This window comes from Rhizobium sp. CCGE531 (assembly GCF_003627795.1).
Taxonomy (GTDB): domain Bacteria; phylum Pseudomonadota; class Alphaproteobacteria; order Rhizobiales; family Rhizobiaceae; genus Rhizobium.
In genome coordinates, this window is the sequence record NZ_CP032684.1 from 1,959,201 (window position 1) to 1,986,035 (window position 26,835).

Genomic DNA, 26,835 nt, shown 5'->3' on the forward strand with positions numbered 1-26,835 from the left:
GATTCCCTTATCCCGGAGTCCGTAAAACACCGGGATGATATGCGCGCTGTCGTCGTCGTGCCTGTGTTGAAACAGGCGCGCGCGGCGCGTTCCGCTCAGGCCGATAGCGCCAATTCCGTCTCACGCCCGCCCGAAAGCCGACTGGAAGAGGCCAAAGGCCTCGCTTTGGCGATCGATCTCGAGGTGGTTAACGGTTCCATCGTGCCGATCAACGATCCACGGCCGGCAACGCTGCTGGGAACCGGCAAGATCGAGGAAATCCTCGCGTTGCTCGACGAGTTCAACGCCGGCCTCGTCATCGTCGATCATCCGTTGACGCCGGTGCAGCAGCGCAATCTCGAGAAGGCATGGAACGCCAAGGTCATCGACCGCACCGGCCTTATCCTTGAAATCTTCGGTCGCCGCGCCTCCACCAAGGAAGGCACGCTGCAGGTCGAGCTCGCGCATTTGAACTATCAGAAGGGCCGGCTGGTTCGAAGCTGGACCCACCTTGAACGTCAGCGCGGCGGTGCCGGTTTCATGGGCGGCCCGGGCGAAACCCAGATCGAAGCCGACCGGCGGATGCTGCAGGAGCGGATTATCCGGCTGGAGCGCGAGCTGGAGCAGGTGGTTCGCACCCGCCAGCTTCATCGCGCCAAGCGCCGGAAAGTGCCGCATCCGATCGTGGCCCTGGTCGGCTATACCAATGCCGGCAAATCGACGCTGTTCAACCGCATTACCGGTGCCGGCGTTCTGGCGGAAGACATGCTGTTTGCGACGCTCGACCCGACGCTGCGCCGCATGAAGCTGCCGCATGGCCGTACCGTCATCCTCTCCGATACCGTCGGCTTCATTTCCGACCTGCCGACTCACCTTGTGGCAGCATTCAGAGCGACACTGGAAGAGGTTCTGGAAGCCGACCTGATCCTGCATGTGCGCGATCTTTCGGACGACGACAATCAGGTTCAGAGCGCTGACGTGATGCGCATCCTCGGCGATCTCGGCATCGGCGAGGCCGAAGGCGCCGAGCGCATTCTCGAGGTCTGGAACAAGATCGACCGCCTGGAGCCGGAAGCTCACGATGCCATCGTGCAGAAGGCTTCGACATCAGAAAACGTCATTGCCGTTTCGGCGAAAAGCGGCGAGGGCGTCGATCATCTGATGGACGAAATCAGCCGGCGTCTCTCCGGTGTACTGACGGAAACGACGATCACGCTGCCCGTCGAAAAGCTGGCGCTGCTGCCTTGGCTTTACAATCATGCCATCGTCGATAACCGCGAGGATAACGAGGACGGCACCGTGACGTTGGACGTCCGCCTGACCGAGACTGAGGCTGCGGAATTGGAGCGGCGCATGGGCAATGGCCCCAAGCCGCAGCGCGAGGATTGGGAATAGGCGGCGTTAAAGCATGTCGCGCAAAAGTGTGCAGCGGTTTTGCGAGAACGACATGCGCAAATTCAAGGGCCTAAAGCGCCAGAAGCGAATCTGAAAGATCGCGACGCGCTTTAGGCCGTTTTCACGCCCGCGAGCTGCCGCTCTATGGCTTTTGCCGACTGCCAGATTTCTTCCATCCGCTCCAGCGAGGCGCCTTCGAGCGTCTCGCCAGCGGCTTCAAGCGTCGTCTCGATATGATGGAAGCGGCGGCGGAATTTCGTGTTCGTGCCGCGCAAGGCCTGCTCCGGATCGGCCTTCACGTGCCGGCCGATATTGACGACGGCGAAGATCAGGTCGCCGAGTTCGTCGCTGACCTTGGCCCTGTCGCCGCTTGCGAGTGCTGCCCGCAATTCGCCGATCTCCTCCTCAATCTTGTCGAGGATCGGCTCGGGCGCCGACCAGTCGAAGCCGACCTTGGCGGCGCGCTCCTGCAATTTCAACGCTTCCGTCAAGGCAGGGAAGGTGCGTTGAACCGAGCCCAGGAAACCAGCCTTGAAATCCTCGGTAATGCCACTTTTGGCCCGACGCTCGGCCCGCTCGCGCTTCTCTTCAGCCTTGATCCGATCCCATTGCAGCGTCACCGCGTCCTCGGTCTTGGCATCCGAGACGGCAAAGACATGCGGATGGCGGCGGATCATTTTGCGCGAAATGGCATGGACGACGTCACCGAAGGAAAACGCGCCCGCCTCCTCGGCGATCCGCGCATGGAAAACGACCTGCAGTAGGAGATCGCCGAGCTCGTCGCAAAGGTCGTCGGTATCCTTGCGCTCGATCGCATCCGCGACCTCATAGGCCTCTTCGATGGTGTAGGGCTTGATGGTCTCGAAGGTCTGGACGATATCCCAGGGGCAGCCGCTTTCGGGGTTTCGCAGCGCCGCCATGATGTCGATCAGGCCGCTTATGTCTCGCGATGCTTCCATCATTGCCTCGGGTCTTGCTCTATCAATTCAAAGGGATGTCGTTGCTGCTCTTCGACGCCTGGTAGTTCTCGGAGAGACCGGCATAGGCCCGCTTGATGCGCGCCGTCTGGTCCTTCAGCTCGCCTTTGCGCGGATCGGCTTCCGTTTCCACAAGGTCGGAGACGGCAAAGCTGTTCCAGAATGCGTTTTGGCGGCGATAACCGCCCGGTTCCAGGCCGAAGACCTCCTTCAAGATCTTGAGATCGTGCGGGATCGCGAAAGCGTCGCGGGAGTCCTCATGGCTGAAGAAATAATAGAAATTGTCGAACCCGGCCCAGGTGATCGCCGACATGCACATGGTGCAGGGTTCGTGGGTGGACAGGAAGATCAGATCCTTGGTCACGGGCTTTTCGCCAAGTTCGTAGAAGCGCTTGAGGGCATGAACCTCGCCGTGCCACAGCGGGTTCTCCAATTCGTTGTTGGTTTCGGCGATAACAAGCGAAAGGTCGGATTTGCGCAGGATAGCCGCACCGAAGACTTTGTTTCCGGCGGTCACGCCCTTACGGGTCAGGGGTAGGATGTCGTGCTCCACGACGTCGAGAAGGCGGGCTGCGATGCTGTTGTCGGACAAGGATCTCTCCAGAGTTTTGGTGCCAGTCTATCGGCATTGCGCAAGCGGCGGAATGCGCAAATGACGTATGGACCAAGTTTGTCACAGGCAATAAAATCGCCGCAGGCGACAGTCAATCATAAAAATCTATAGATTTCCTATATTTATCTCGATCTGCTCGTCTGGTGAGTTTTGCTCAAATCCTTATCATGTCGAGCAAAAGAATACGCGCACGCATGGGCATTAGAATTTCTGTTTCTTCAATCTCTTGGCAGCAAGGGCGATATTCGCCAAATCTCGAAGTGGAACCATGATGCCTCCCAGGACTGAACAGCTTTCAGTGTTTCCCGCCTTCTTTCGTGTGGAAGGAAGGGTAGCGGCTGTCTTCGGCAATGGTGATGAGGCCTTCGCCAAGGCGCGGCTGCTCATGAACACGCAGGCAAGGATCGTCGCCTATGCGCCGGCGCCCGAGGCTGACTATCATGCTTTCCTGATCGCCAATCGCATCGAAACCGTACGCGGCGATTTTTCAGCCGATCAGGTCAAGGGTGCGACCCTGGTATTTGCCGCCACCGGCGACGCCGAGGCGGATCGCGCGATCGTCGATGCCGCCCGCACTGAGCGAATTCCGGCGAACGCCGTCGATCAGCCCGATTATTGCGATTTCTACACGCCGGCGCTGGTCAATCGCGCTCCCGTGGCCGTTGCCATCGGCACCGAGGGTGCCGGTCCGGTGCTGGCGCAGATGATCCGTGCGCAGATCGACCAGATGCTGTCGCCGTCGCTCGGCAAGCTGGCTGACTTTGCGACGCGCTACCGCAAGCCGGTCGAGCGTCTCGTTGCGCGCGGCGTTGCGCGTCGCGTCTTCTGGCGGCGGTTCTTCTCCGGACCTGTCGCCGATGCCGTCAATGCCGGCCATCTCGCGCGGGCAGAGCAGGCAGCCGATGAGCTGCTGCAGTCGTCGCGCGAAGTTGAAGGTCGCGTCTGGCTGGTCGGCGCCGGCCCCGGCGCGGAGGATCTGCTGACGTTGCGGGCGCAGCGCGTGATGATGGAAGCCGACGTTATCGTCTATGATGCCCTGGTGCCGCAGGCGATCGTCGACATGGGACGCCGCGATGCCGAGCGCCTGTCCGTCGGCAAGCGCAAGGGATGCCACAGCAAGTCGCAGGAAGAGATCAACGATCTGCTGGTGCAGCTCGGCCGTGAAGGCAAGCGCGTCGTGCGGCTGAAGTCGGGCGATCCGCTGGTTTACGGTCGTGCAGGCGAGGAAATGGCGGCTCTGCGTGCGGCCGGCATCGGCTATGAGATCGTTCCCGGCATCACTTCAGCCTTCGCCGCCGCCGCGGATTTCGAACTGCCGCTGACGCTGCGCGGCGTCGCCTCATCGCTGGTCTTCACCACGGGTCATGATCTCACAGGCGATGTGCTGCCCGATTGGGCGAGCCTGGCCGTATCCGGCGCCACGATTGCGGTGTATATGGGACGCACGGTCGCCGCTTCCGTCGCCGGCCGCCTGATGCAGGCCGGCCTGCCGCCCGAGACGACCGTTGCCATCATCGAGAATGCGAGCCGCCGCGATCGCCGCCTGATGCACGGCATCCTGCGGGATTTGCCCGATCTCGAGCATCGCGACGAGTTGAGCGGGCCGGTCATGGTCATTATCGGCGATGCCGTCGCCGGTGCGAATTTTGAACAATCCGAGCCGCTGGTCCGTCGTGAGGCCGTTGCTCAAGACTATGCAAGGAGCTGATTCATGGTCGACAAGGTTCTGACCGCAAACCGGCTCACCGATGGCGTCGCCGTTTGGCTGAATGCCAATGGTGAGTGGGTGGTATCACTGCAGGAGGCGCTGGTCGCGCGCCATGCCGAAGCGGAAGCCGCACTGGAAGCGATTGGCAAGCAGGCTTATGCAGACAACAAGGTCGTCGATGTCAATCTGATCGATGTTCAGGAAACCGGCGGCAAGCTCTGGCCGCTGCGCCTGCGCGAGCGTATCCGCGCCGAAGGCCCCACCATGGAATACGCGCCGGGCTATGCCGCGGCCGATCCCGATTTCATTGCAGTCTGAGAAGTCCCGAGGAAGTCATGTATCGTTACGATGAATTCGACCACGCCTTTGTTGCGGAACGGGTTGCCCAGTTTCGCGATCAGGTGGAGCGACGCCTCTCGGGTGAGCTTTCGGAAGATGCCTTCAAGCCGCTGCGCCTGATGAATGGCGTCTATCTGCAGCTGCATGCCTATATGCTGCGCATCGCCATTCCCTATGGCACGCTGAGCTCGCGCCAGATGCGCATGCTCGCTCATGTCGCCCGCACCTATGACCGCGGCTATGGCCACTTCACCACGCGCCAGAATCTGCAGTTCAACTGGCCGAAGCTTTCCGAGATGCCGGACGCGCTGGCCGATCTCGCCTCAGTCGAGATGCACGCCATCCAGACCTCGGGCAACTGCATTCGCAACGTGACGGCCGATCATTTTGCCGGCGCTGCGGCGGACGAAGTCGCCGACCCCAGGCCTTATGCCGAAATCCTCAGGCAGTGGTCGTCGGTTCACCCGGAATTCTCCTTCCTGCCGCGCAAGTTCAAGATCGCCGTCACCGGCGCCGAGCGCGACCGCGCCGCGATCCAGGTGCACGACATCGGCCTGCATCTGAAGAAGAACGACAAGGGCGAGATCGGCTTTGCCGTTTACGTCGGAGGCGGGCAGGGCCGCACACCGCTGATCGCCAAGCTGATCCGCGACTTCCTGCCGGAAGAGGATCTCCTGTCCTACACGACGGCGATCATGCGCGTTTACAATCTGCACGGCCGCCGCGACAACAAGTACAAGGCGCGCATCAAGATCCTCGTGCATGAAACCGGCGCCGAGGAACTGGCGCGTCAGGTCGAAGTCGAATTCGACAAGCTTAGGGATACCGAACTGAAGCTGCCGGAAGCCGACGTTCAGGCGATTTCGACCTATTTCGCACTGCCGGCACTGCCGCAGCGCGCCGAGGGCTGGGAAAGCCTGGCGCGCTGGAAGAAGGCCGATCCGGACTTCGCGCGCTGGGTGCAGCAGAATGTGCAGCCGCACAAGAACCCCGATTACGGCATGGTGACGATTTCGCTGAAGCCGATCGGCGGTATTCCGGGCGACGCCTCGGATGCGCAGATGGAGGCAGTGGCCGACATTGCCGAGGAATATGCCTTCGACGAGATCCGCGTCAGCCACGAGCAGAACCTCATCCTGCCGCATGTGGCGCTCGCCGATCTCGAAGCCGTCTATCGCGGCCTCGTCGCCAACGGCCTGGAAACGGCGAATGCCGGCTTGATCACGGACATCATCGCCTGTCCCGGCCTCGATTATTGCGCGCTTGCCAATGCGCGCTCCATCCCGGTCGCGCAGGAGATTTCCACGCGCTTCGGCTCGGCCGAGCGCCAGGCTGAGATCGGCGAGCTGAAGATCAAGATTTCCGGCTGCATCAATGCCTGCGGCCACCACCATGTCGGCCATATCGGCCTGCTTGGCGTCGAGAAGAAGGGCGCGGAACTCTATCAGATCACGCTTGGCGGCTCCGGCGACGAGAACACCTCGATCGGCGAGATCATCGGTCGCGGCTTCGAGCCCGACAAGGTGACCGATGCCATCGAGACCATCGTCGATACCTATCTCGGCCTCCGTCTGGATCCTTCCGAAACCTTCCTGACCGCCTATCGTCGCGTCGGGCCGCAGCCGTTCAAGATCGCGCTCTACGGCGCATCTTCGTCGGCAGCCGAAGCGGCGTAAGGAGATTGGCTATGACCAAGATCTGGCGGGAAACCGGCTTTGTTGAAAACGATCCTTGGGTGATCGAGACCGACGAGGTCAAGGCGGCCGAGACGCAGAAGCCTCTGCTCGGCCTCGATGCACTGATAGCAAAGGCAGAAGAAAGCAACGAGGCCGGCCTCGGCGTCGTCATCAAGCCGGCTGATGATGTGACGCGGCTGCAGCCCTATCTGGATCGTCTCGACATTGTCGCCGTTGCCTTTCCGGCGTTCAGCGATGGCCGCGCCTTCAGCCATGCCTCGCTGCTGCGCCAGCGTCTCGGCTATGCCAACGAGCTGCGGGCCGTCGGTGATGTGCTGATCGACCAGGTACCGTTGATGCTGCGCGTCGGCATTGATAGTTTCGCCGTGACCAACGAGACGGCACTGAAGCGTCTTTCGGAAAACCGCCTGCCGGGCATTCCGCACTACTATCAGCCAACCGCGCGCAAGGCTGAAGGCGGGCAGGCCTATAGTTGGCGGCGGTTGCCGGCAAAGTCGGCCTGATTTCGATAGGCCTGGGATGCGGCGATTTGACAATATCGGATTGCCGCATTCATGCCCATCGATAGCTGTAATGTTGGCATGCTGGAATCTTGACCGAAATAGACATATTTCAGTCCCATGCCGCCGGATAGAATGGAATGCCTTTCAATACCGGCTGTACTATAATATCAGCATCGCAAAATGAGCCTGCCAGGAAAGACGTGCCAGGAAAAACGCGTAAGACAGATACGGGATCCGAGATAGAATGAACGCCCCCGCCAAATCAGATGAATTTGCTTCAGCAGTACCGGCCGGCGTCTTCGCCGAGAAGGTGCTGAGCGTTACGCATTATACCGACCGGCTCTTTCGCTTCACCATGACCCGGCCGCAAGGCTTCCGTTTCCGCTCCGGCGAGTTCGCCATGATCGGCCTGATGGTCGATGGCAAGCCGCTTTATCGCGCCTATTCGATCGCAAGCCCCGCCTGGGCCGACGAGCTCGAATTCTTTTCCATCAAGGTGCCGGACGGTCCGTTGACATCGCACCTGCAGAACATCAAGCCCGGCGACGAGGTGCTGATGCGCAAGAAGCCGACGGGCACGCTGGTTCTGGATGCGCTGACGCCCGGCCGTCGCCTCTACATGTTCTCCACCGGCACCGGCATCGCGCCGTTTGCGAGCCTGATCCGCGATCCGGAAACCTACGAGAAGTATGAGGAAGTCATCCTCACCCACACGACGCGCGACGTCGCCGAACTGAAATACGGCTTCGATATCGTCGAGGAAATCCGCAACGATGAAATCCTGAGCGAAGTCGTCGGCGACAAGCTGCGCCACTATGCGACTGTCACCCGCGAGGAGTTCCCCTTCACGGGTCGCATCACCGATCTCATCGAGAACGGCAAGCTTTTCAGCGATCTCGGTGTGCCTCCGCTCGATCCCGCGATTGATCGCGGTATGATCTGCGGCTCCTCCGCCATGCTGAAGGACACCAAGGTCCTGCTCGAAAAGGCCGGCCTGAACGAAGGCGCCAACAACAATCCGGCCGAGTTCGTCATCGAACGCGCTTTCGTCGGCTAAAACGCGTCGCGATCTTTCAGATTCGCTCCGTGCGTTTTAAGCGTTTGATTTTTCGCATGCCGTTATCGCAAAACCGCTGCGCACTTTTGCGCGACATGCTTTAGACGAATTGTCGATATGTGGACAGAGAGGCGGTTTCGGCGACGAAGCCGCCTTTTTCATGGGCTGCTGATATAATCGATGAGCGAGGTCATGGCGGCGCGCGCATGGTCGGCATTGCCGTTGCGGATGGCATCTATTGCCTGAACATGCATTGATATCGCCCGGCCCATGCGATCATGCGTTCTCGTGGAATACCAGAGCCGGCGCGCATGCGTCTGCACTGGGCCGAGCGCCGCCGTAATGAAATTGTTGGGACAGGCGGCTTTCAGAAGCTCATCGAACGCCTTGTCGGCGGCGAAAAAGCCGGGCAGGTTGCCGGTCGTGGCGCAATCCGTCATCAGGAGCGCGCATTCCTGCAATTGTTCGCGTTGTTGCTGGTCAGCGTGCGTGGCGGCGAGCGCGGCCGCGATCGGCTCAAGTTCGCGCCTGACCTGCATGACGAATTGATGGTCCTCGGGCCGAATCTCCGCGATCTGCAGACCGACGCGCGGCCGCACATGGATCAGCCCCTGCCAGGCAAGCTTTTGGATCGCCTCGCGCACCGGGGTTCGCCCGTGCCCAGCCATCTCGATCAGCTGCTTTTCGGTAATAAGGGCGCCTGGCTTCAGTTCGAGCGTCACGATCGAATACTCGAGCGCGAGATAAGCGAGGTGGCTAAGCGAATTCTGCATTCGAGGCGGTTTCCGGCATGGGATTGGATGGCGCAAAGTGTCATCTGGCGTCATCGAAGGCAACCGATTGTGATATATCAGGATGGCATTTAGCCCGCCTTCTATCCGATCCGTATACATTGATGATCCGGATCGGACGTCGACGATCTTCGTGGCAACCCGCAAGCCTAAAGCCTGGCGCACAGAAATGTGCGGCGGTTTTACGAAGACGACATGCCCAAAATCGAGAACCTGAAGCGCAGGGAGCGAATCCGAACGGCCGCGATGCGTTTAGTGGAAAGAGCCACGCATCACGGGCCGATCGCGGTGGAGAGGGTTGGTGGCTTCCGCTTGGCCGCCATGAGCAGGTCCAGTTCCGTCGATGATGGTCCGAACTTATAGAAGAGGCGCTTTGCTTCCGCGTCGTCGAGGCGATATTTCCGCGCAAATTCGGCGATGCTGTAAGGGCGGCCTCGAATGACTTTTCGGGTGGTTGTCCGATTGGCGTTTTGCGTCATGTTTCCAACCTCCTTTCGCTTCCTCTTTGGTAGATAGCGCCGAGCTTGGGGTTGGAAAGGCCTTGAAGCGGAATGTGATCTTTCAGATCAGCTTATTGGATTTTCGCGTCCGGTTTTTTGCCCGAAATTCATGCAACAAAAAGGGAAGGCGGGACGTCCCGCCTTCCCTTTTCCTCTTCCCGATTCGGGCGTGTCCCGCTCGATCTGTCGTTATCGCCTGATCAGTCGGCCGATAAAAATGAGGATGCAGGCACCGATGAAACCCGTGACCAGATAGTTCAGCCATACATGGAACGGCAGCGCGATGCCGAGGGCACGGAACAGCCAGCTGGCGACGAGCGCTCCAACGATGCCGAGGATGATGTTCATGAATATGCCGGTGTTGCTCTTCATGATCATCTCGGCGAACCAGCCAGCTAAACCGCCGATGACAATTGCTGCAATCCAACCTACGTTTGCGTCTTCCATAAAAGAACCTCCTGAGGGCCCGACAGGTTGTTAACAATAACCGATATACACCAAAAACGATTCGCACCCCAACAGTTGCCGATGGCGCGCCGATGGAACCGATCTTTGCAACCCTGATTATTAAGGGAAATTGCTACGGTTGTTTGCGCCCATGAGAATCGGTTGCCTTGCCAAGGAGGCTCTTTACGGCGTCCGATTTCCAACTTTGCTGAGCAAGGGGCGTTTTTCTGGCTCGCCGCCGCTATTTCGTCACCTGGAGACGAGGAAAAGCATCTTCGGGTCATAACAACCTCTATTTTATGGGTTGACCGCAATAGGGCGTCTGCATATGTTCCGCGCACTTCCAGCCGAGGCAGCATCTGCCTGCGGAGAGGGAGAGCGTAGCTCAGTCGGTAGAGCAACTGACTTTTAATCAGTAGGTCATGGGTTCGAGCCCCATCGCTCTCACCAGAAATCAACAACTTAGCTTGTGTTAGTGGGGTTTTTTGGACTGTGCGCAAGTCCCGCGGTCCCACGCTCAGGGAAATCCCAAAACTCTCTCACTTGATATCAGCTCCTGCAGCCCTCATTTCGAGGCGGCTGGGCAATGCGGTCGGCACTAAGCGATTGCCGAGAGCGCTACGATCGCAACCGCCGTCAGGCCGCCGAAGATCGGCAGCAATATCAGCATAACAAGCCGAGCGAACTTCTTCCTTTCGATCGCCGTCATGATCAGGTTCCTCACCTAGCGGTGACATTTAAATGCTGGGGAGTGCCGTTTAAACGCTGGAATTCATGATTCGTTTCGCATCGATTGTCGTATTCTTATATTATGTGTCGCTAAAAGTATGGCGCTTTATTGTTTCATCATTTCGACGTCCTTAAAGCCTCACCGGGTCCCTTGGAACGGAATCGAATCGACCGAGTTTCCCTTCCGACAAAGAGGAGACGTATCTTGGCAAACGATCGGTCGCATGATCCGCGGGACGGAAACGAAGATAAGCAGGCGCTGGCGAAGATTCAGCACAGCAAGGCACGTGATCCAGCTCGGGCAGCAAAGAATAAGGACAATGCCGAGCTCGTTGCCGATCCTCGCAACAGGCTCGCTGGCGGCAAGGTCGATCCGGCAACGAGGGAGCTCAAGCCGAAGAAGGAGTGAGCCATGGCGGTTCACTGTTTCGATGGCTGCATAGGCATTGCCGTGCGCCGGGCCAAGGGGCTGGCGGCCTCAGCGGCATTCGGTTGGCCGACGGCGCCGGAGCCTCGTCAGTCACCTCGCTCTCTACCGTTCACGAATGCACCGGCGCCCAAGACGATAGCCATAATTGCAAGGAGAACATAATCCCGTTTCCAACCCGATTCCGTCGCTGCGCTCACCAAGCTTCCGAGGGAAGGTTCAGGAGCAAAAAGGCAGGCCGCAAGATAGTTGGCATGCGGTATCTCTTCAGAAAGAGGAGGGGCTTCAGAAGGGGGAGAATTTACGGCTGGTTTCAATTTCCTGCTCCGTCCATTGATTCGACCGGACAGGAATGAGCTGTAATTTCAGCGGGTTTCTGGCGTTTGTCTCGTTTGTTGCGAAACATTGCTGCCGTGACAGCGGCAGTTCCGAGGGAACCATATAATCATCGCACCGGCGCTGATGGCATCGATCGCGAACGTGAAAGGACTACAGCACCGCGCGTCATATGTGACGCGCAAAGGTCGCTGTAGCACTTTAAAGCTGCCGCATAATTTTCATCCTTAAATCGATTCCGATTTAAGGAATTATGCAGTAACGGTAAACGTCTGCTATCAGGCGTGCGCTCTTTCGATACCGCACGCGAGCATATCCGCCAGGCTTATGGTGTGAGGTGACGAACCGGTCGCAACGATCAACTCTACCGCCATCTCAACGGTAAAGTTGACCGTCGCGTGAGACGTATCTAGGCCTTAGACCTTGCCGCCATTCTTCTTGCAGTCGCTACGGAATTTGGCGCGCGCCTTCCCATGCAGCCCCTTGGCATCGGCCTGGGTCGAACATGCCTTGGACACAGCAGTCTGGGCCGGCTTCATTGCTTTCGGCTTGGGCATGCTCGTCGAAGGCGTCGACATCGTTGTACTGGGGGTCGTTGTCGTGGTGCTGGGGGTAGTCGCGGTTTGAGCCATGGCGCTGACGCTGAAGAGCGCGACAAAGGCAACAGTCGTGAACATAGTAGCAATTCGCATGGGGCTTTTCCTCCGTTAAGAAACTTGGATGGAATGTACGTTGTTCGACGAACAATGGCAGCTTGAACCAATATTTTTGCAAAAGCAATTCGTTCGTTGGGCCGCTCCGCGGCAGTTGGTCGCGCCCGATAATTCCCGATAACTCGTAAATTCGCGCATTGGCGGAGCTGTGATCGTTCCCTTGACTTTCAGGAAATGTGATCGGCTCCGCTCGAAAAGGTGATTGGCTTTCGCACCATTGCAACGTTAGGAAGGAATCGAAATGACATAGCCGGAGTCCACCGTGTCGCTTGCCGATATCTCGCTTCTGAGTGCATTGCTCGCTGGAGCGCTTTCGTTTCTTTCACCCTGCGTGCTGCCGCTCGTGCCGCCTTATCTCTGCTACATGGCGGGAATCTCGGTCGAGCAGTTTCGCGGCGGCGGCGCGGCTGCCGCAGCGGCACCGAACGTTCGCGGCAATGTGCTGGTGTCGGCACTCTTTTTCACTTTGGGATTCGCCACGGTATTCGTTGCGCTCGGGGCCGGCGCCTCCTCTATAGGGCTGCTGCTGCGCCAGCACCTGGATATCCTCGCCAAGATCGGCGGTCTCATCATCGTCATCATGGGGCTGAATTTCCTCGGCCTTTTCCGCATCGGCCTTCTGGCCCGCGAGGCACGCTTCCAAAGCGGCGGCAAGCCGGCGACGTTGACGGGCGCCTATATCATGGGCCTTGCCTTCGCCTTCGGCTGGACCCCGTGCATCGGCCCGGTGCTTGGCGCCATCCTTGGCATTGCCGCATCGCGTGAGACGGTCGGCGCCGGCGCAGGCCTGCTTGCCGTCTATTCGCTCGGCCTTGCCATTCCCTTCTGGATCGCCGCAGGCTTTTCCGGCGCCTTCATGAGCTTTCTCTCCCGCTTCCGCCGTCACCTCGGCACGGTCGAGAAGGTCATGGGCGGGCTTCTGGTGCTCACCGGTCTCGCCTTCATTTTCGGCTATGTCAGCGACATGGCGATCTGGTTTCAGCAGACCTTTCCAATCCTGATGAAAATCGGTTAAGCCCGGCGGCACCTTCCACCCTTATTTTCCTCGGCAAATGGAACATGCCCCGATGGCTGATATTGTCGGTCTGCTCCTGCCATTCTTCGGCCTGATCCTCATCGGTTATGTCGCCGCACGCGTTACCAAGCAGCCGGCGGAAGCGCTCGGCTGGCTGAATACCTTCATTATCTATGCCGCATTGCCGGCGCTGTTCTTCAAGCTCGTGTCCCAGACGCCGATCGAACAGCTGACGCGGATCGACTTCATCGCCGCCGATATCGCCGCGACCTATTCGATTTTCCTGCTGCTGTTTCTGGTCGGCCGCTTCCTGCGCCGCAATTCGCTGGCCGACTGCACGATCCAGGCGTTTGCCGGCGCCTACGGCAATATCGGCTATATGGGGCCGGGGCTTGCGTTATTGGCGCTGGGCGAAAAGGCGGCCGTTCCCGTTGCATTGATCGTCTGTTTTGAAAACGCGCTGCATTTCATCGTGGCACCCACCTTGATGGCGCTGGAAGGTGGCGACAAGCGCTCTCCGTGGCGGCTTGCTGTGGATATCGCCGGCAAGGTGCTGCTGCACCCCTTCATCCTGTCGACCGCGCTGGGTTTCGTCGTGGCCGCGCTTTCGCTCAATCAGCCCGTCGCCTTCGAGCGATTTGTCAATTATCTCGCGCAAGCAGCGGCACCCTGTGCACTATTTGCCATGGGGGTGACGCTCGCTCTGCGTCCGTTGAAGCGGATTCCGGTCGAGATCGGTTATATCGTGCCGGTGAAGCTCATCCTGCATCCGCTTGTCGTCTACATCGTTCTGCAAGCCGTCGGCGGATTCGATCCCATTTGGATCGCGGCGGCGGTCCTTTTGGCGGCGCTGCCGACGGCAACGAATGTCTTCGTCATCGGCCAGCAATACGGCGTCTGGCAGGAGCGGGCATCCGCCACCATCCTGATCACCACGGCCTGTTCCGTGGTGACGGTTTCCCTCGTTCTCTATTTGATAAAGTCGGGCGCCTTACCGGCGCAGCTTTTCCCGTAATATCGACGGAAAATTGCGGAAGCTGCCGCCGGGCTCGATACCCTCGCGCATCACGATATTGCGAAGCGGAGCAATGGCGGAAAGCACATGCATCCCCGCGGCGCGCAGCATCTGCACTGGCAGGAAATCCGACAGAAGCGAGCGGTTGAGAAGATCGACGCTCGCTGTCCGGCTGACGATATCAGCGCGTCTCTTGCGGTCGAAACTATCGCCCGATATCGCCGGGATTGGCTGGTCGGCGCGCGAGCAGAGAATGTCCGATAGCACCAATATATCGCGAAGGCTGAGATTGAGCCCCTGGGCGCCGATCGGCGGAAAGACATGCGCGGCTTCGCCAATCAGCACGGCACGGCCCTTGCCGAAGCGATAGGCCGTCATGCCGGAAAGCGGCCAGACCTGCACGCTGTCTTCGACCGTCACCTGGCCGAGCATCGATTGCATCCGCTCCTCCACCAGCCTGCCGAGCTCTTCGAGCGACTTTTCCGCATTGGCGGCCGCTTCGGCCGGCTTCTGCACCCAGACGAGGCTTGAACGCCTGCCGGGCAAAGGCACCTGTGTAAAGGGGCCGCTTTCCGTGTGAAATTCCGTGGAGATGTTCTGATGTGGCAGGCTATGCGCAAAGTTCAGCACCATCGCCGATTGGGGATAGGACCAGCCCTTGACCTTGATCCCCAAGGTCTCGCGCACCATCGAGTTGCGGCCATCGGCGCCGACGACGAATGCCGCGTCGATCGAATCGCGGTTGTCGAGGACGATCGTCGCCCCATCATCGCGGAAGCTGATTTCGGATGCGGAGGCTTCGATGCGGCTGATATTGCCTGCCGCTGCGATGGCTTCGCTGAGATTGTCGAGCAATACGGCGTTTGGAATATTGTAGCCGAAGGCGTCCAGTCCGATCTCGGACGATCGGAACGAGACGGTGGGAGCGCGCAGCAGCCGCGAAGTGCCGTCGACGATGCGCATCGTGGTCAGCGGCGCAGCCGAAGGCGCGATCCTTTCCCACAGCGTCAAGCGCTCCAGAAAACGGATCGATTGATCCATCAGCGCCGTCGTCCGTTTGTCGGCCTTGTTGTGCGGCGCGGCGACAAGGGCGACGGATCTTCCGCCGCGCGCGAGCGCGAATGCCGTGATCATGCCGGCCAGGCCACCGCCGATAACGGCCACTTCAATCTGCTTCATATCGATGCCTCAATTACCTCTTGTCCTGAAAATAAGCGTTTAGCCTGTTGAAATCCATGGGATGAAACATCGCAATGGGTGAAAATGACAACAAGTCGCGCTAGCGTGCCGGGATCGACGCTTTTGTGCTGGCGGTGCAAACCAAAGGATGCATATTAGCGAAAAAACCGCCTGCCGGGGCAGGCGCATAAGCAGGCGAGTCACGGGGCGGATGAAAATCTTCAAGTACAAGCGGGTGCCTTACGCGGAGATGCGTGCTTTCTCCGTTCATATACTGACGGCATCTGGATCGTTTCTCGCCTTTCTCGGGGTCGTCGCAGCGTCCGAGCATCGTTTCGTCGACATGTTCTGGTGGCTTGGCCTGGCGCTGCTGGTCGACGGCATCGACGGACCGATCGCGCGCAAGGTTCGCGTCAAGGAAGTCCTTCCCAATTGGTCCGGCGATACGCTCGACAATATCATCGACTACGTGACCTATGTGCTGCTGCCGGCCTTCGCGCTCTATGAAAGCGGCATGATCGGCGAGCCGTGGTCGTTCGTCGCGGCCGGCATGATCGTGGTTTCCAGCGCCATCTATTACGCGGATACCGGCATGAAGACGGATGAATATTTCTTCTCCGGCTTTCCGGTCGTCTGGAACATGGTGATCTTCACGCTCTTCGTCATCGACGCCAGCGCGACGACGGCGATGGTCCTCGTCGGCGTTTCCGTCGTCTTGACCTTCCTGCCGATCAATTTCCTGCATCCCGTGCGCGTCAAGCGGTTGCGGCCGCTGAACCTCGGCATATTTCTTTTCTGGTCGGCGCTCGGGGTCTATTCGCTGCTGATGCACTTCCTCATGCCGCAATGGGCCGTTTTTCTCTTTATCATCAGCGGTATTTATCTCTATTGTATCGGGGCCGTGCTGCAGTTTTTCCCGTCCCTCGGACGTCAATGAGGATTGCGCATCATGAAGAAGACCAAGGTCGTCCGCATCCATGAAAATGGCGGTCCTGATGTCATGAAGCTGGAGGAGGTGGATCTGCCGCCTCCGGGCGCCGGTGAAGTACAGATCCGCCACGCCGCAATCGGCCTGAACTTTATCGACGTCTATTTCCGATCGGGTCTCTACAAGGCGCCTCAGTTTCCGTTGCCGCTCGGCAAGGAAGCCGCGGGCACGATCACCGAGGTCGGGCCCGGCGTGACCGATTTTGCCGTCGGCGACCGTGTCGCCTATGTCGGCAGCGACGGCGCCTACAGCATCGAGCGCAATATCGAGACGCGCCATCTGGTCAAGGTGCCTGACGATATCCCGCTCGAAACCGCCGCATCGATGATGCTGAAGGGAATGACGGCCGAATATCTGCTGAACCGCACCTTCAAGGTCGGCCCGGGAACGACGTTGCTGTTTCACGCCGCCGCCGGCGGCGTCGGCTTGATTGCCGGCCAATGGGCCAAGGCTCTCGGAGCCGGAACCGTCATCGGCACGGCCGGTTCCGCGGAAAAGGTCGAGCTGGCATTGGCGCATGGCTATGACTACGTCATCGACTACAGCAAGGAGAATTTCGCCGACCGCGTCCGGGAGATTACCGGCGGCAAGGGCGTCGATGTCGTCTACGATTCGGTTGGCAAGGACACGTTTCCGCATTCGCTCGATTGCCTGAAGCCGCTCGGCATGTGGGTCACCTTCGGCCAATCGTCCGGTCCGATCGAGAATTTCAATCTCGCCATCCTCAATCAGAAGGGGTCGCTTTTCGCCACGCGACCGAGCCTCTTTGCCTATGTCGGCACACCTGACGAGTTGAGGGCCAGCGCGAACGCGTTATTTGCTGTTGTGCAAAGCAGCAAAGTGCGTATCAATATTCATCAGACTTATCCGCTTGTTGATGTAGGGCGCGCGCACGCGGATTTGGAAGCCAGGAAAACGAGTGGAACTACACTACTGATCCCATAGATCCGTAAAGGACAGGTCGGTGGGAAGGAAATGAGGGGAACGTGTCGTCATCTGATGCGCCGGCAACCGGTGCGCTATTGTCGGTTCGCAAACTGACGAAACTGTTCGGCAGCTTTGCGGCTTGCAACGAAATCGATCTTGAAATCCAGCCAGGGGAAATTCACGCTCTCCTCGGTGAGAATGGCGCAGGCAAATCCACACTCGTGAAGATGCTGTTCGGCGTGCTCGAGCCGTCGCATGGGCAGATCGTATGGCAGGGACAGCCTGTTTCGATCGACGCGCCCGGCACGGCGCGCAAGCTCGGCATCGGCATGGTGTTCCAGCATTTTTCCTTATTCGAGGCGCTGACCGTCGCGGAAAATATCGCGCTCTCGCTCGACAGCAATATCCCGCTTGCAAAGATTTCCGACGAGGCCGCAAAGCTTTCGCTTGCCTATGGCCTGCCGCTCGATCCGAATGCGCATGTCGCCGATCTCTCCGTTGGCGAACGGCAGCGCATCGAGATCGTCCGCGCGCTTCTGCAGAATCCCAAGCTAATCATTCTCGACGAGCCTACTTCCGTTTTGACTCCGCAGGAGGCCGATCGCCTGTTCGAGACGCTGTTCCAGCTGAGAGACGAGGGGCGCTCGGTGCTCTACATCAGTCATCGGCTGGAGGAAGTGCAGCGCATCTGTTCGCGCGCCACCGTGCTGCGCCACGGCAAGGTAACCGGTGCCTGCGATCCGAGGCAGGAAACGACGGGCTCGCTTGCCCGCATGATGGTCGGCAGCGATGTCGCGAGCGTGCATCATGAAGGCCTGGACAAGAAGGGGGATATCCTCTTGGAAGTCGCGGGCCTTTCGGCGCTTGCGCGAACCCCCTTCGCCATGTCGCTGAAGGATGTTTCCCTGCGCGTGCGCGCCGGCGAGGTGCTGGCGATTGCCGGTGTCGCCGGAAATGGCCAGGGCGAGTTGTTCGATGTCATTTCAGGTGAATACACCGTTGCATCGGATAATCTCGTCCAGTTGCGCGGCAAGGCTGTGGGCGCCAAGGGCATCAATGCCCGCCGGCTGCTGGGCGCTGGTTTCGTGCCGGAAGAGCGCCATGGCCACGCCGCCGTGTCGGCATTGAAACTCTCCGACAATCTCGTGCTCGCCCGCAATCAGTCGGATCGCAAGGCGTTTCTGAGCGGGCGCTTCCTCAACATCATCAGGCACGGTGCGGTCAAGCAGGCGACGAAGCGGATCTGTGAGGCGATGGATGTGCGCAAAAGCGGCGAAGATCCGGCAGCCGGCGCGCTTTCGGGCGGCAATCTGCAGAAGTTCATCGTCGGCCGCGAACTGGATCGTCAGCCGAGCGTTCTCGTCGTCAATCAGCCGACCTGGGGCGTGGATGCGGGCGCTGCCAGCCGAATCCGCCAGGCTCTGGTCGATCTTGCCCGCGACGGTTCGGCCGTGCTCGTCATCAGCCAGGATCTGGATGAGATATTCGAAGTCGCGACCGATATCGCCGTCATCTCGGAAGGGCGGCTGTCGCCGTCCTATCCGGCCGGTGAGCTGACCCGCGAAAAGATCGGCCTGCTGATGGGCGGCCTGCAAGAATCGAAGACGCATCCGGAGCCTGCACATGCGCATTGAACTCGAAAAGCGCCCGCAGGTCTCGAAGCTGTTCGGCTTCCTGTCGCCATTGCTTGCCCTCGTCTTGGCGCTGATCGCTGGCACCATCATGTTCGCCGTCATGGGCAAGGATCCCGTCGAAGCGCTCGATGCCTTCTTCGTCGAACCTCTGCTGGAGGTCTGGTCGCTGCACGAACTGGCGATCAAGGCGGGGCCATTGATCCTGATCGCCGTCGGCCTTTGCCTCTGCTACCGCTCCAACAACTGGAATATCGGTGCCGAAGGCCAGTTCACCATGGGTGCCGTTGCCGGATCGTTCATCCCGATCGTCTTCACCGATTGGCATTCGCCGATGGTCCTGCCTTTGATGCTGCTCGCCGGCGCCATCGGCGGCGCGCTCTATGCCGCCATTCCGGCGCTTCTGAAGGCGCATTTCAACACCAACGAGATCCTGACGAGCCTGATGCTGGTCTATATCGCGCAGCTCTTCCTGGATTGGCTGTCACGCGGGCCATGGCGCGATCCGCAAGGTCACAATTTTCCGCAGAGCATCGATTTTCCTCCGGAAGCCGTGCTTCCGGCGATATGGCAGGATTCCGGGCGGGCGCATTGGGGCATCATCTTTGCCGTGGTCGCAGCGATCCTTGCCTGGTTCCTGATGAAATATACGCTGAAGGGCTTCGAGATAACGGTACTCGGCCAGTCGGCGCGGGCAGGGCGCTTTGCCGGTTTCTCCTCGCGGAAGATGGTCTGGTTTGCCTTCCTCTTCTCCGGTGCGCTGGCGGGATTGGCCGGCATATCCGAGGTTTCCGGTTCGATCGGCCATCTGCAGCCGGCGATCTCGCCGGGTTACGGCTTCACCGCCATCATCGTTGCCTTCCTCGCACGCCTCAACCCGCTCGGAGCCGTTCTCTCCGGCCTTGTGCTGGCGCTGACCTATCTCGGCGGCGAGGCGGCGCAATTGTCGCCGGGTATCTCCGCCAAGGCGGTGAGCGTCTTCCAGGGCCTCCTGCTGTTTTTCGTGCTCTCCTGCGACACGCTGATCTATTACAAGATCCGCCTGGTCTGGTCGCGGGTTCGGGGAGGTGCGGCATGAGCGTCTTTGAAGCAATTCTTCTGACCATCATCACGGCATCGACGCCGCTCGTCATCGCTGGCCTCGGCGAGCTGGTGGTGGAGCGTTCGGGCGTGCTCAATCTCGGTGTCGAAGGCATGATGATCATCGGCGCCGTCGCGGCTTTCGTTGGCGCGCAGATGAGCGGATCGCCCTATGTCGGCCTGCTGACCGGCATCGTGGCGGGTGCCTTGTTTTCGCTGCTGTTCGGCTTCCTCACCCTGACGCTGGTGACGAACCAGGTCGCGACCGGCCTGGCACTGACCATCCTCGGCCTCGGCCTTTCCGGCATGATTGGAGAAGGCTATGTCAGCGTGCCTGGCGTGCAGTTGCGGGAGATTGTTTTCCCGTTCCTGTCGGGTATCCCGTTCCTCGGACCGGTGTTGTTCAAGCAGGATCTCACCTTCTATCTTTCGATCGCGCTGGTGATCGGCGTCAACTGGTTCCTCTTCCGCAGCCGTGCCGGCCTGAAGCTGCGCGCCGTGGGTGACAGCCATGGCTCCGCCCATGCGCTTGGCATCGACGTCATCCGCACCCGTTATCTCGCCGTCATGTTCGGCGGAGCCTGCGCTGGGCTTGCCGGCGCGCAGTTGTCGCTCGTCTACACGCCGCAATGGGTTGAGAACATGTCTGCCGGCCGTGGCTGGGTGACGCTGGCGCTGGTGGTCTTCGCGTCCTGGCGGCCGACGCGCGTCATGGCCGGCGGCTATCTTTTCGGCGCCGTGACGATCCTGCAGTTTCATGCGCAGGGCTTCGGCGTCGGCATTCCCTCGCAATTCCTGTCGATGCTGCCCTATGCATCGACTATTGTGGTTCTCGTCATCATCTCTCAAAATCGCCGCGCGACCTTGATCAACACGCCAGCGTCGCTCGGCAAGGCCTTCGTTCCGGAGCGCTGAAAACAAGAACCGGACGGATTTCATAGTGTCAAACCAACAGGGGTAACCATGAAGAAACTAGCACTCGCCCTCGCCACGACAGCCGCCGCCATCATCGGCTTTGCGGCCGCTGCCGAAGCAGCTCCGACCAAGGTCTGCTTCGTCTATGTCGGCTCGCACACGGATGGCGGTTACTCGCAGGCGCACGATCTCGGCCGCCAGCAGGTCCAGAAGGAGTTCGGCAACAAGATCGAGACGCCTTATCTTGAAAACGTGCCGGAAGGCCCGGATGCCGAGCGCGCCATCGAGCGTCTCGCCCGTTCCGGCTGCTCGCTGATCTTCTCCACCTCGTTCGGCTTCATGGACGCGACCGTCAAGGTTGCGGCCAAGTTCCCGAAGGTGAAGTTCGAGCACGCGACCGGCTTCAAGAGCGGCCCGAACTTGGCCACCTACAACTCGCGCTTCTACGAAGGCCGCTACATCCTCGGCCAGATCGCCGCCAAGACGTCGAAGAACCACGGCGCCGCCTACATCGCCTCCTTCCCGATCCCGGAAGTGGTCATGGGCATCAATTCCTTCGAGCAGGGCGCCCGTTCGATCGATCCGAGCTTCAAGCTCAAGGTCGTATGGGTCAACACCTGGTTCGATCCGGGCAAGGAAGCCGACGCAGCCAAGGCCATGGTCGACCAGGGCGTTGACGTCCTGACCCAGCACACCGACACGACGGCGCCGATGCAGGTGGCCGAGGAGCGCGGCATCCACGCCTTCGGTCAGGCATCCGACATGATCGCCGCCGGCCCGAAGGCGCAGCTGACCGCTGTCGTCGACACCTGGGGCAACTACTACTCCAAGCGCGTTCACGCGTTGCTCGACGGCACCTGGAAGTCCGAGCAGAACTGGGACGGCTTGAAGGACGGCATCCTCAAGATGGCTGACTACACCAACATGCCCGACGACGTGAAGAAGATGGCGCAGGAAACCGAAGCCAAGATCAAGTCCGGCGAACTCGCGCCCTTCACCGGCCCGATCAACAAGCAGGACGGCACGCCCTGGCTGAAGGCAGGCGAAAAGGCCGATGACGGCACGCTGCTCGGCATGAACTTCTACATCGAAGGCGTCGACGACAAGTTGCCGGCTTCGAAGTAAGCAGGTGAAATAGTTTGAGTTGAGAAGGGGCATTTGAAATGCCCCTTTTTGTTGCACTGCATCATCGAATGCCGATTTACAAAAGTATTACTATATGATTTTTAGACCGTGGCCTGAGGAAATGGCCTTTGGGAGGAAATCATGAAGTTGAAGACTGCACTGATCAGTGCCACGATGCTTGCCGCCTGCATGTTCACGTCGGCATCGGCTAAAGACCTGGTCGTCGGATTCTCGCAAATCGGTTCGGAGTCTGGTTGGCGTGCGGCCGAAACGACGCTGACGAAGCAGGAAGCCAAGAAGCGCGGCGTCGACCTGAAATTCGCTGACGCGCAGCAGAAGCAGGAAAACCAGATCAAGGCGATCCGCTCATTCATCGCGCAGGGCGTCGATGCGATCCTGCTGGCGCCTGTCGTCGAGACCGGCTGGGATGCTGTCCTGAAGGAAGCCAAGGAAGCCAAGATCCCCGTCATCCTGCTCGATCGCACGATCAACGCGCCGAAGGATCTCTATCTGACGGCCGTAACGTCCGACCAGATCCATGAAGGCAAGGTTGCGGGCGATTGGCTCGTAAAGGCTGTGGGCGACAAGAAGTGCAACATCGTCGAGCTGCAGGGCACGACGGGCTCTTCGCCGGCCATCGCGCGCAAGAAGGGCTTCGAAGAAGCCATCAAGGGCCATGACAACCTGAAGATCGTTCGTAGCCAGACCGGCGACTTCACCCGCGCCAAGGGCAAGGAAGTGATGGAAAGCTTCCTGAAGGCCGAGAACGGCGGCAAGAGCATCTGCGCGCTCTATGCCCATAATGACGACATGGCCGTCGGCGCCATCCAGGCGATCAAGGAAGCCGGCCTGAAGCCGGGCAAGGACATTCTGACGATTTCCATCGATTCCGTTCCGGACCTCTTCAAGGCCATGGCAGCCGGCGAAGCGAATGCGACCGTGGAGCTGACCCCGAACATGGCCGGCCCCGCCTTCGATGCGCTCGATGCCTATCTGAAGAACAAGAAGGAGCCGGCGAAGTGGATCCAGACCGAGTCCAAGCTCTACACCCAGGCCGATGATCCGCAGAAGGTCTACGAGCAGAAGAAGGACCTCGGCTACTGAGACGAAAGCCGATCGCACCGGGCCGGCAACGCCGCCGGTGCGATCCCTCGTGCAAGATGCCGGCGCGCGCCAAGGAGTGCGTCGGCTATTGCTTTCGCCCATTGGCTTAATGCAAGGACATCAGCGCTTCATGGCTCACGACGTCGAGCGACTTCTGACAGCGACAGGCTTTTGTAAATATTTTCCCGGTTCGACCGCTCTCGATCATGTCGATTTCACATTGATGCGCGGCGAGGTCCATGCGCTGCTCGGCGAGAACGGTGCCGGAAAATCCACACTGATCAAGTGCATGACCGGCGCCTATCGTCGCGACGCCGGCACTCTGGTTCTCGATGGGGCCGAGATCGATCCGCATGACACGCTGGCGGCGCAGAAGCTCGGCATCGGAACGGTCTATCAGGAAGTGAACCTGCTGCCCAATCTGAGCGTTGCGGAGAACCTGTTTCTCGGTCGTCAGCCGCGGCGGTTCGGCATGGTCAGCAGCCGCATCATGAACGGCATGGCGAGAGACCTGCTGTCGCAGTATGGCGTGGATATCGATGTCAGCCGCCAGCTCGACCGCTTCTCCGTTGCCATACAGCAGGTGATCGCGATTGCCCGCGCCGTCGATCTCTCCGGCAAGGTGCTGATTCTCGATGAGCCGACGGCGAGCCTCGATACGCATGAAGTCGAGATGCTGTTCGGCATCGTCAGGCGATTGAAGGAGCGTGGCCTGGGGATCGTCTTCATCACGCATTTTCTGGAACAGGTTTACGAGATCTGCGATCGCATCACGGTTCTGCGCAATGGTCGTCTGGTCGGCACGCGCGAAGCGGAGGGTCTGCCGCGGCAGACCTTGATCGCCATGATGCTCGGCCGTGAACTCGCCGAGACGGAAAGCGCGGCAAAGCAGACCGAGACGGAAAGCGGCCCGGTCCGATATCATTTCACGAATTTCGGCAAGCGCGGCAAGATCAAGCCCTTCGACATGCAGGTGCATGTCGGGGAGGTGGTTGGCATCGCCGGCCTGCTTGGCTCCGGCCGCACCGAAACCGCCGAAGTGCTTTTCGGCGTCGAGCGCGCCGATAGCGGCGAGGCGAAGATCGACGGCAATACGGTTACGCTTTCCAGCCCGCGCGCCGCGATCAAGCGCGGCTTCGGCTTCTGCCCGGAAGATCGCAAGACGGATGGTATCATCGGCGATCTTTCCATCCGGGAGAACATCATCATGGCACTGCAGGCCCGGCGCGGCTGGGCCAGGCCTCTAGCGCGCAGCGAGCAGAACGCCATAGCCGATCGTTACATCAAGGCGCTGGATATCCGCACGACCGATCGGGAAAAGCCTATCAGGCTTCTTTCGGGCGGCAACCAGCAGAAGGCGATCCTCGCGCGATGGCTGGCGACCAACCCGAATTTCCTGATCCTGGACGAGCCGACCCGGGGCATCGATGTCGGCGCCCATGCGGAAATTATCCGGTTGATCGAAGACCTTTGCCGGCAGGGTATGTCCCTTGTGGTCATTTCGTCCGAACTTGAGGAACTCGTCGCCTATAGTTCACGCGTCATCGTCCTGCGCGACCGCGAACACATTGCTGAGTTGACCGGCAGCGAGATAACCGCCGGAAATATTGTCGAAGCCATCGCGACGGCTGAAAAGACGCGGGAGAACGCATGAGCTCGCAAATCAAGGCATCCTTGTTTCGTTTGATGCCGCAGCTCATTGCGCTCGCGGCAATTCTTCTGTTGAATTTCATTATGTTCCCGCATTTCTTTCATCTGGAAATTCAGAATGGAAGACTCTACGGGAGCCTGATAGACGTGCTCAATCGCGGTGCCCCGGTGGCGCTGCTGTCCATCGGCATGACGCTGGTCATCGCCACCAAGGGGATTGATCTTTCGGTTGGCGCGGTGATCGCGATATGCGGCGCCGTGGCGGCATCGTCGATCGTTTCAGGGTATTCGCTGGCTTATACGCTATTGCTGACGGTCGGCGTCGGTCTGGCTTGCGGATTATGGAATGGCTTCCTTGTCGCCCTGCTCGATATCCAGCCGATCATCGCGACGCTGGTGCTGATGGTGGCCGGTCGCGGCATCGCGCAATTGATCACCGAGGGTACGATCCTCACCTTCAACAATGACGGGCTGATCTTTCTCGGAAGCGGCTCCTTTGCGGCATTCCCCATGCCGGTGGTGATCTGGCTCATCGTTGCGCTTGTCGTGACCCTTCTCGTCCGGCGCACCGCGCTTGGGATGCTGGTCGAAGCAATCGGTATCAACCGCCGGGCGAGCACGCTTTCGGGTATCCAGACCCCGGTCCTGCTTGTTGCGGTTTATGCATTGAGCGGGCTTTGCGCTTCCATCGCCGGTATCATCGTTTCGGCCGATATCAAGGGTGCCGATGCCAATAATGCGGGCCTGTGGCTCGAGCTGGACGCGATTCTCGCCGTCGTCGTCGGTGGCAATTCGCTGCTCGGCGGTCGCTTCAGCATCGTCGGTTCGCTGATCGGCGCGATGATCATTCAATCGGTCAATACAGGCATCCTGCTCTCCGGCTTTCCGCCGGAGTTCAATCTGGTGATCAAGGCGATCATCGTCATCGTCATTCTGGTCATCCAGTCCCCGGCGATGCAATCCGCTACCGCATTCTTCTGGCGTCGCCGAGGCGAGCGACGGATGGTGCAAAAGGAGCAGGCAAAGTGAATTCGAAATATCTTCCGCTGCTTGCGACGATCGTCATCTTCATCCTCGCCTATGCCGGCTGCGTGACGCAATATCCGAACATGCTGTCAACGCGGGTGGTCGGTAATCTTTTGACCGACAACGCTTTTCTGGGGATTGCGGCCGTCGGTATGACTTTCGTGATCATCTCCGGCGGGATCGATCTGTCCATCGGCTCGGTCATTGCCTTTACAGGCGTTTTCCTGGCCATCGTCCTGCGGGATACCTCGATCCATCCCCTGGTCGCCTTTGCCCTTGTGCTGGTGATCACGACGATGTTCGGTGCCGGCATGGGCGCCATCATCCATTATCTCAGCATGCCGCCCTTCATCGTAACGCTTGCCGGCATGTTTCTGGCCCGCGGCATCGCCTTCGTGCTCTCCATCGACAGCATCCCAATCGAGCATGATTTCTATTCGCAACTGAACGATCTCTATTGGCTGATGCCCGGTGGCGGCCGGCTGACATTGATCGGCGGCCTCATGCTGCTCGTCTTTGCGGGCGGCGTCGTTCTGGCTCACCGCACCCGTTTCGGCGCCAATGTCTACGCTTTGGGTGGCGGCGTGCAGACGGCGGAACTCATGGGCGTGCCGGTCGGCCGGACGACGATCCGGATCTACGCTCTGTCCGGCTTTCTCGCCGGTCTATCCGGAATCGTTTTTTCGATTTATACATCCGCTGGATATTCGCTTGCCACCGTTGGCGTTGAGCTCGACGCCATCGCTGCCGTGGTCATTGGCGGAACACTGCTAACGGGGGGAGCGGGGTTCGTCGGGGGGACGCTCATCGGAATTCTCATACAGGGCTTGATTCAGACCTACATCACCTTCGATGGAACGCTTTCCAGCTGGTGGACGAAGATATTGATCGGCTTGTTGCTGTTTGCATTTATTCTGATGCAGAAGGGCCTTCTGCTGCTTTCCCGTTTCAATCGACGATACGCCTGAG

Annotated in this window: 26 protein-coding genes and 1 tRNA gene; 20 read left to right on the plus strand and 7 right to left on the minus strand. The window is 59.6% G+C overall.

The window, feature by feature from the left end; genetic code table 11:
* The first annotated feature begins 39 nt into the window (after positions 1-39).
* Positions 40-1,374 (plus strand): GTPase HflX, encoded by a 1,335-nt coding sequence (gene hflX, locus CCGE531_RS09535; protein ID WP_120663934.1) that lies wholly within the window; start codon positions 40-42, stop codon positions 1,372-1,374.
* 110 nt (positions 1,375-1,484) lie between these two features.
* On the opposite strand, the gene mazG is transcribed toward hflX, so the two are convergent.
* Complete coding sequence (gene mazG, locus CCGE531_RS09540) at positions 1,485-2,333, minus strand: nucleoside triphosphate pyrophosphohydrolase (protein WP_120666673.1); 849 nt, start codon at positions 2,331-2,333, stop codon at positions 1,485-1,487.
* Between the two features lie 22 nt (positions 2,334-2,355).
* Positions 2,356-2,943, minus strand: a complete 588-nt coding sequence (locus tag CCGE531_RS09545; protein WP_120663935.1) for a nucleoside deaminase — start codon at positions 2,941-2,943, stop codon at positions 2,356-2,358.
* Positions 2,944-3,235: 292 nt separating this feature from the next.
* Here CCGE531_RS09545 and cysG point away from each other — a divergent pair, with 292 nt between their 5' ends.
* From cysG to CCGE531_RS09570, 5 genes are all read left to right on the plus strand, one after another.
* Complete coding sequence (gene cysG / locus CCGE531_RS09550) at positions 3,236-4,672, plus strand: siroheme synthase CysG (protein WP_120666675.1); 1,437 nt, start codon at positions 3,236-3,238, stop codon at positions 4,670-4,672.
* A 3-nt stretch (positions 4,673-4,675) separates the two neighbouring features.
* Positions 4,676-4,990 carry a DUF2849 domain-containing protein gene (locus CCGE531_RS09555; RefSeq protein WP_075852543.1) on the plus strand — a complete coding sequence of 105 codons (315 nt, stop codon included), beginning with the start codon at positions 4,676-4,678 and terminating at the stop codon, positions 4,988-4,990.
* Positions 4,991-5,007: 17 nt separating this feature from the next.
* Complete coding sequence (locus CCGE531_RS09560) at positions 5,008-6,687, plus strand: nitrite/sulfite reductase (protein WP_120663936.1); 1,680 nt, start codon at positions 5,008-5,010, stop codon at positions 6,685-6,687.
* An 11-nt stretch (positions 6,688-6,698) separates the two neighbouring features.
* Entirely contained in the window at positions 6,699-7,211 is a 513-nt protein-coding gene (locus CCGE531_RS09565; RefSeq protein WP_120663937.1) for a DUF934 domain-containing protein, read from the plus strand.
* Between the two features lie 244 nt (positions 7,212-7,455).
* Entirely contained in the window at positions 7,456-8,268 is an 813-nt protein-coding gene (locus tag CCGE531_RS09570) for a ferredoxin--NADP reductase (protein ID WP_120663938.1), read from the plus strand.
* A gap of 158 nt (positions 8,269-8,426) precedes the next feature.
* Here CCGE531_RS09570 and CCGE531_RS09575 read toward each other — a convergent pair whose 3' ends face one another.
* The 3 genes from CCGE531_RS09575 to CCGE531_RS09585 all read right to left on the minus strand — a co-directional run bounded on the left by CCGE531_RS09575 (position 8,427) and on the right by CCGE531_RS09585 (position 10,006).
* Positions 8,427-9,041 (minus strand): GntR family transcriptional regulator, encoded by a 615-nt coding sequence (locus tag CCGE531_RS09575; protein ID WP_120663939.1) that lies wholly within the window; start codon positions 9,039-9,041, stop codon positions 8,427-8,429.
* Between the two features lie 290 nt (positions 9,042-9,331).
* A complete protein-coding gene (locus CCGE531_RS09580) occupies positions 9,332-9,538 on the minus strand; it encodes a hypothetical protein (RefSeq protein WP_120663940.1) in 207 nt (68 codons plus the stop codon).
* Between the two features lie 210 nt (positions 9,539-9,748).
* Complete coding sequence (locus tag CCGE531_RS09585; protein ID WP_120663941.1) at positions 9,749-10,006, minus strand: GlsB/YeaQ/YmgE family stress response membrane protein; 258 nt, start codon at positions 10,004-10,006, stop codon at positions 9,749-9,751.
* A 374-nt stretch (positions 10,007-10,380) separates the two neighbouring features.
* Between CCGE531_RS09585 and CCGE531_RS09590 the strand changes: the two genes are divergently transcribed.
* Together CCGE531_RS09590 and CCGE531_RS09595 are read left to right on the plus strand one after the other, a co-directional pair.
* Positions 10,381-10,456: transfer RNA gene (locus CCGE531_RS09590), tRNA-Lys, on the plus strand.
* A 484-nt stretch (positions 10,457-10,940) separates the two neighbouring features.
* Positions 10,941-11,144 (plus strand): hypothetical protein, encoded by a 204-nt coding sequence (locus CCGE531_RS09595; RefSeq protein ID WP_120663942.1) that lies wholly within the window; start codon positions 10,941-10,943, stop codon positions 11,142-11,144.
* 770 nt (positions 11,145-11,914) lie between these two features.
* On the opposite strand, the gene CCGE531_RS09600 is transcribed toward CCGE531_RS09595, so the two are convergent.
* Positions 11,915-12,190 carry a PsiF family protein gene (locus tag CCGE531_RS09600; protein WP_120663943.1) on the minus strand — a complete coding sequence of 92 codons (276 nt, stop codon included), beginning with the start codon at positions 12,188-12,190 and terminating at the stop codon, positions 11,915-11,917.
* A 283-nt stretch (positions 12,191-12,473) separates the two neighbouring features.
* Between CCGE531_RS09600 and CCGE531_RS09605 the strand changes: the two genes are divergently transcribed.
* Positions 12,474-13,226 carry a cytochrome c biogenesis CcdA family protein gene (locus CCGE531_RS09605; protein WP_120663944.1) on the plus strand — a complete coding sequence of 251 codons (753 nt, stop codon included), beginning with the start codon at positions 12,474-12,476 and terminating at the stop codon, positions 13,224-13,226.
* A 52-nt stretch (positions 13,227-13,278) separates the two neighbouring features.
* The gene (locus CCGE531_RS09610) at positions 13,279-14,241 is read left to right on the plus strand and encodes an AEC family transporter (RefSeq protein ID WP_120663945.1); all 963 of its coding nucleotides are present in this window, start codon (positions 13,279-13,281) and stop codon (positions 14,239-14,241) included.
* On the opposite strand, the gene CCGE531_RS09615 is transcribed toward CCGE531_RS09610, so the two are convergent.
* Positions 14,218-15,420 (minus strand): UbiH/UbiF family hydroxylase, encoded by a 1,203-nt coding sequence (locus CCGE531_RS09615; RefSeq protein ID WP_120663946.1) that lies wholly within the window; start codon positions 15,418-15,420, stop codon positions 14,218-14,220. The two genes, CCGE531_RS09610 and CCGE531_RS09615, sit on opposite strands and share 24 nt — an antisense overlap.
* 211 nt (positions 15,421-15,631) lie before the next feature.
* On the opposite strand from CCGE531_RS09615, the gene pcsA reads away from it, so the two are divergent.
* From pcsA to yjfF, 10 genes are all read left to right on the plus strand, one after another.
* Complete coding sequence (gene pcsA, locus CCGE531_RS09620; RefSeq protein WP_120663947.1) at positions 15,632-16,357, plus strand: phosphatidylcholine synthase; 726 nt, start codon at positions 15,632-15,634, stop codon at positions 16,355-16,357.
* A 12-nt stretch (positions 16,358-16,369) separates the two neighbouring features.
* Positions 16,370-17,353 carry a quinone oxidoreductase gene (locus CCGE531_RS09625; protein ID WP_120663948.1) on the plus strand — a complete coding sequence of 328 codons (984 nt, stop codon included), beginning with the start codon at positions 16,370-16,372 and terminating at the stop codon, positions 17,351-17,353.
* Between the two features lie 41 nt (positions 17,354-17,394).
* A complete protein-coding gene (locus CCGE531_RS09630) occupies positions 17,395-18,969 on the plus strand; it encodes an ABC transporter ATP-binding protein (RefSeq protein ID WP_120663949.1) in 1,575 nt (524 codons plus the stop codon).
* The gene (locus CCGE531_RS09635; protein WP_120663950.1) at positions 18,959-20,044 is read left to right on the plus strand and encodes an ABC transporter permease; all 1,086 of its coding nucleotides are present in this window, start codon (positions 18,959-18,961) and stop codon (positions 20,042-20,044) included. The genes CCGE531_RS09630 and CCGE531_RS09635 overlap by 11 nt, the downstream gene beginning before the upstream one ends.
* Positions 20,041-20,961, plus strand: coding sequence for an ABC transporter permease (locus tag CCGE531_RS09640; RefSeq protein WP_120663951.1), 921 nt, complete (start codon positions 20,041-20,043; stop codon positions 20,959-20,961). Before CCGE531_RS09635 ends, CCGE531_RS09640 begins: the two co-directional genes overlap by 4 nt.
* A 48-nt stretch (positions 20,962-21,009) precedes the next feature.
* Positions 21,010-22,086 carry a BMP family ABC transporter substrate-binding protein gene (locus tag CCGE531_RS09645; protein WP_120663952.1) on the plus strand — a complete coding sequence of 359 codons (1,077 nt, stop codon included), beginning with the start codon at positions 21,010-21,012 and terminating at the stop codon, positions 22,084-22,086.
* Between the two features lie 141 nt (positions 22,087-22,227).
* Positions 22,228-23,190, plus strand: a complete 963-nt coding sequence (gene ytfQ, locus CCGE531_RS09650) for a galactofuranose ABC transporter, galactofuranose-binding protein YtfQ (RefSeq protein ID WP_120663953.1) — start codon at positions 22,228-22,230, stop codon at positions 23,188-23,190.
* A 130-nt stretch (positions 23,191-23,320) separates the two neighbouring features.
* The gene (ytfR, locus tag CCGE531_RS09655) at positions 23,321-24,844 is read left to right on the plus strand and encodes a galactofuranose ABC transporter, ATP-binding protein YtfR (RefSeq protein ID WP_120666677.1); all 1,524 of its coding nucleotides are present in this window, start codon (positions 23,321-23,323) and stop codon (positions 24,842-24,844) included.
* Entirely contained in the window at positions 24,841-25,869 is a 1,029-nt protein-coding gene (locus CCGE531_RS09660) for an ABC transporter permease (RefSeq protein WP_120663954.1), read from the plus strand. The genes ytfR and CCGE531_RS09660 overlap by 4 nt, the downstream gene beginning before the upstream one ends.
* Entirely contained in the window at positions 25,866-26,834 is a 969-nt protein-coding gene (yjfF, locus tag CCGE531_RS09665) for a galactofuranose ABC transporter, permease protein YjfF (protein ID WP_120663955.1), read from the plus strand. Before CCGE531_RS09660 ends, yjfF begins: the two co-directional genes overlap by 4 nt.
* The last annotated feature ends 1 nt before the right edge of the window (position 26,835 follow it).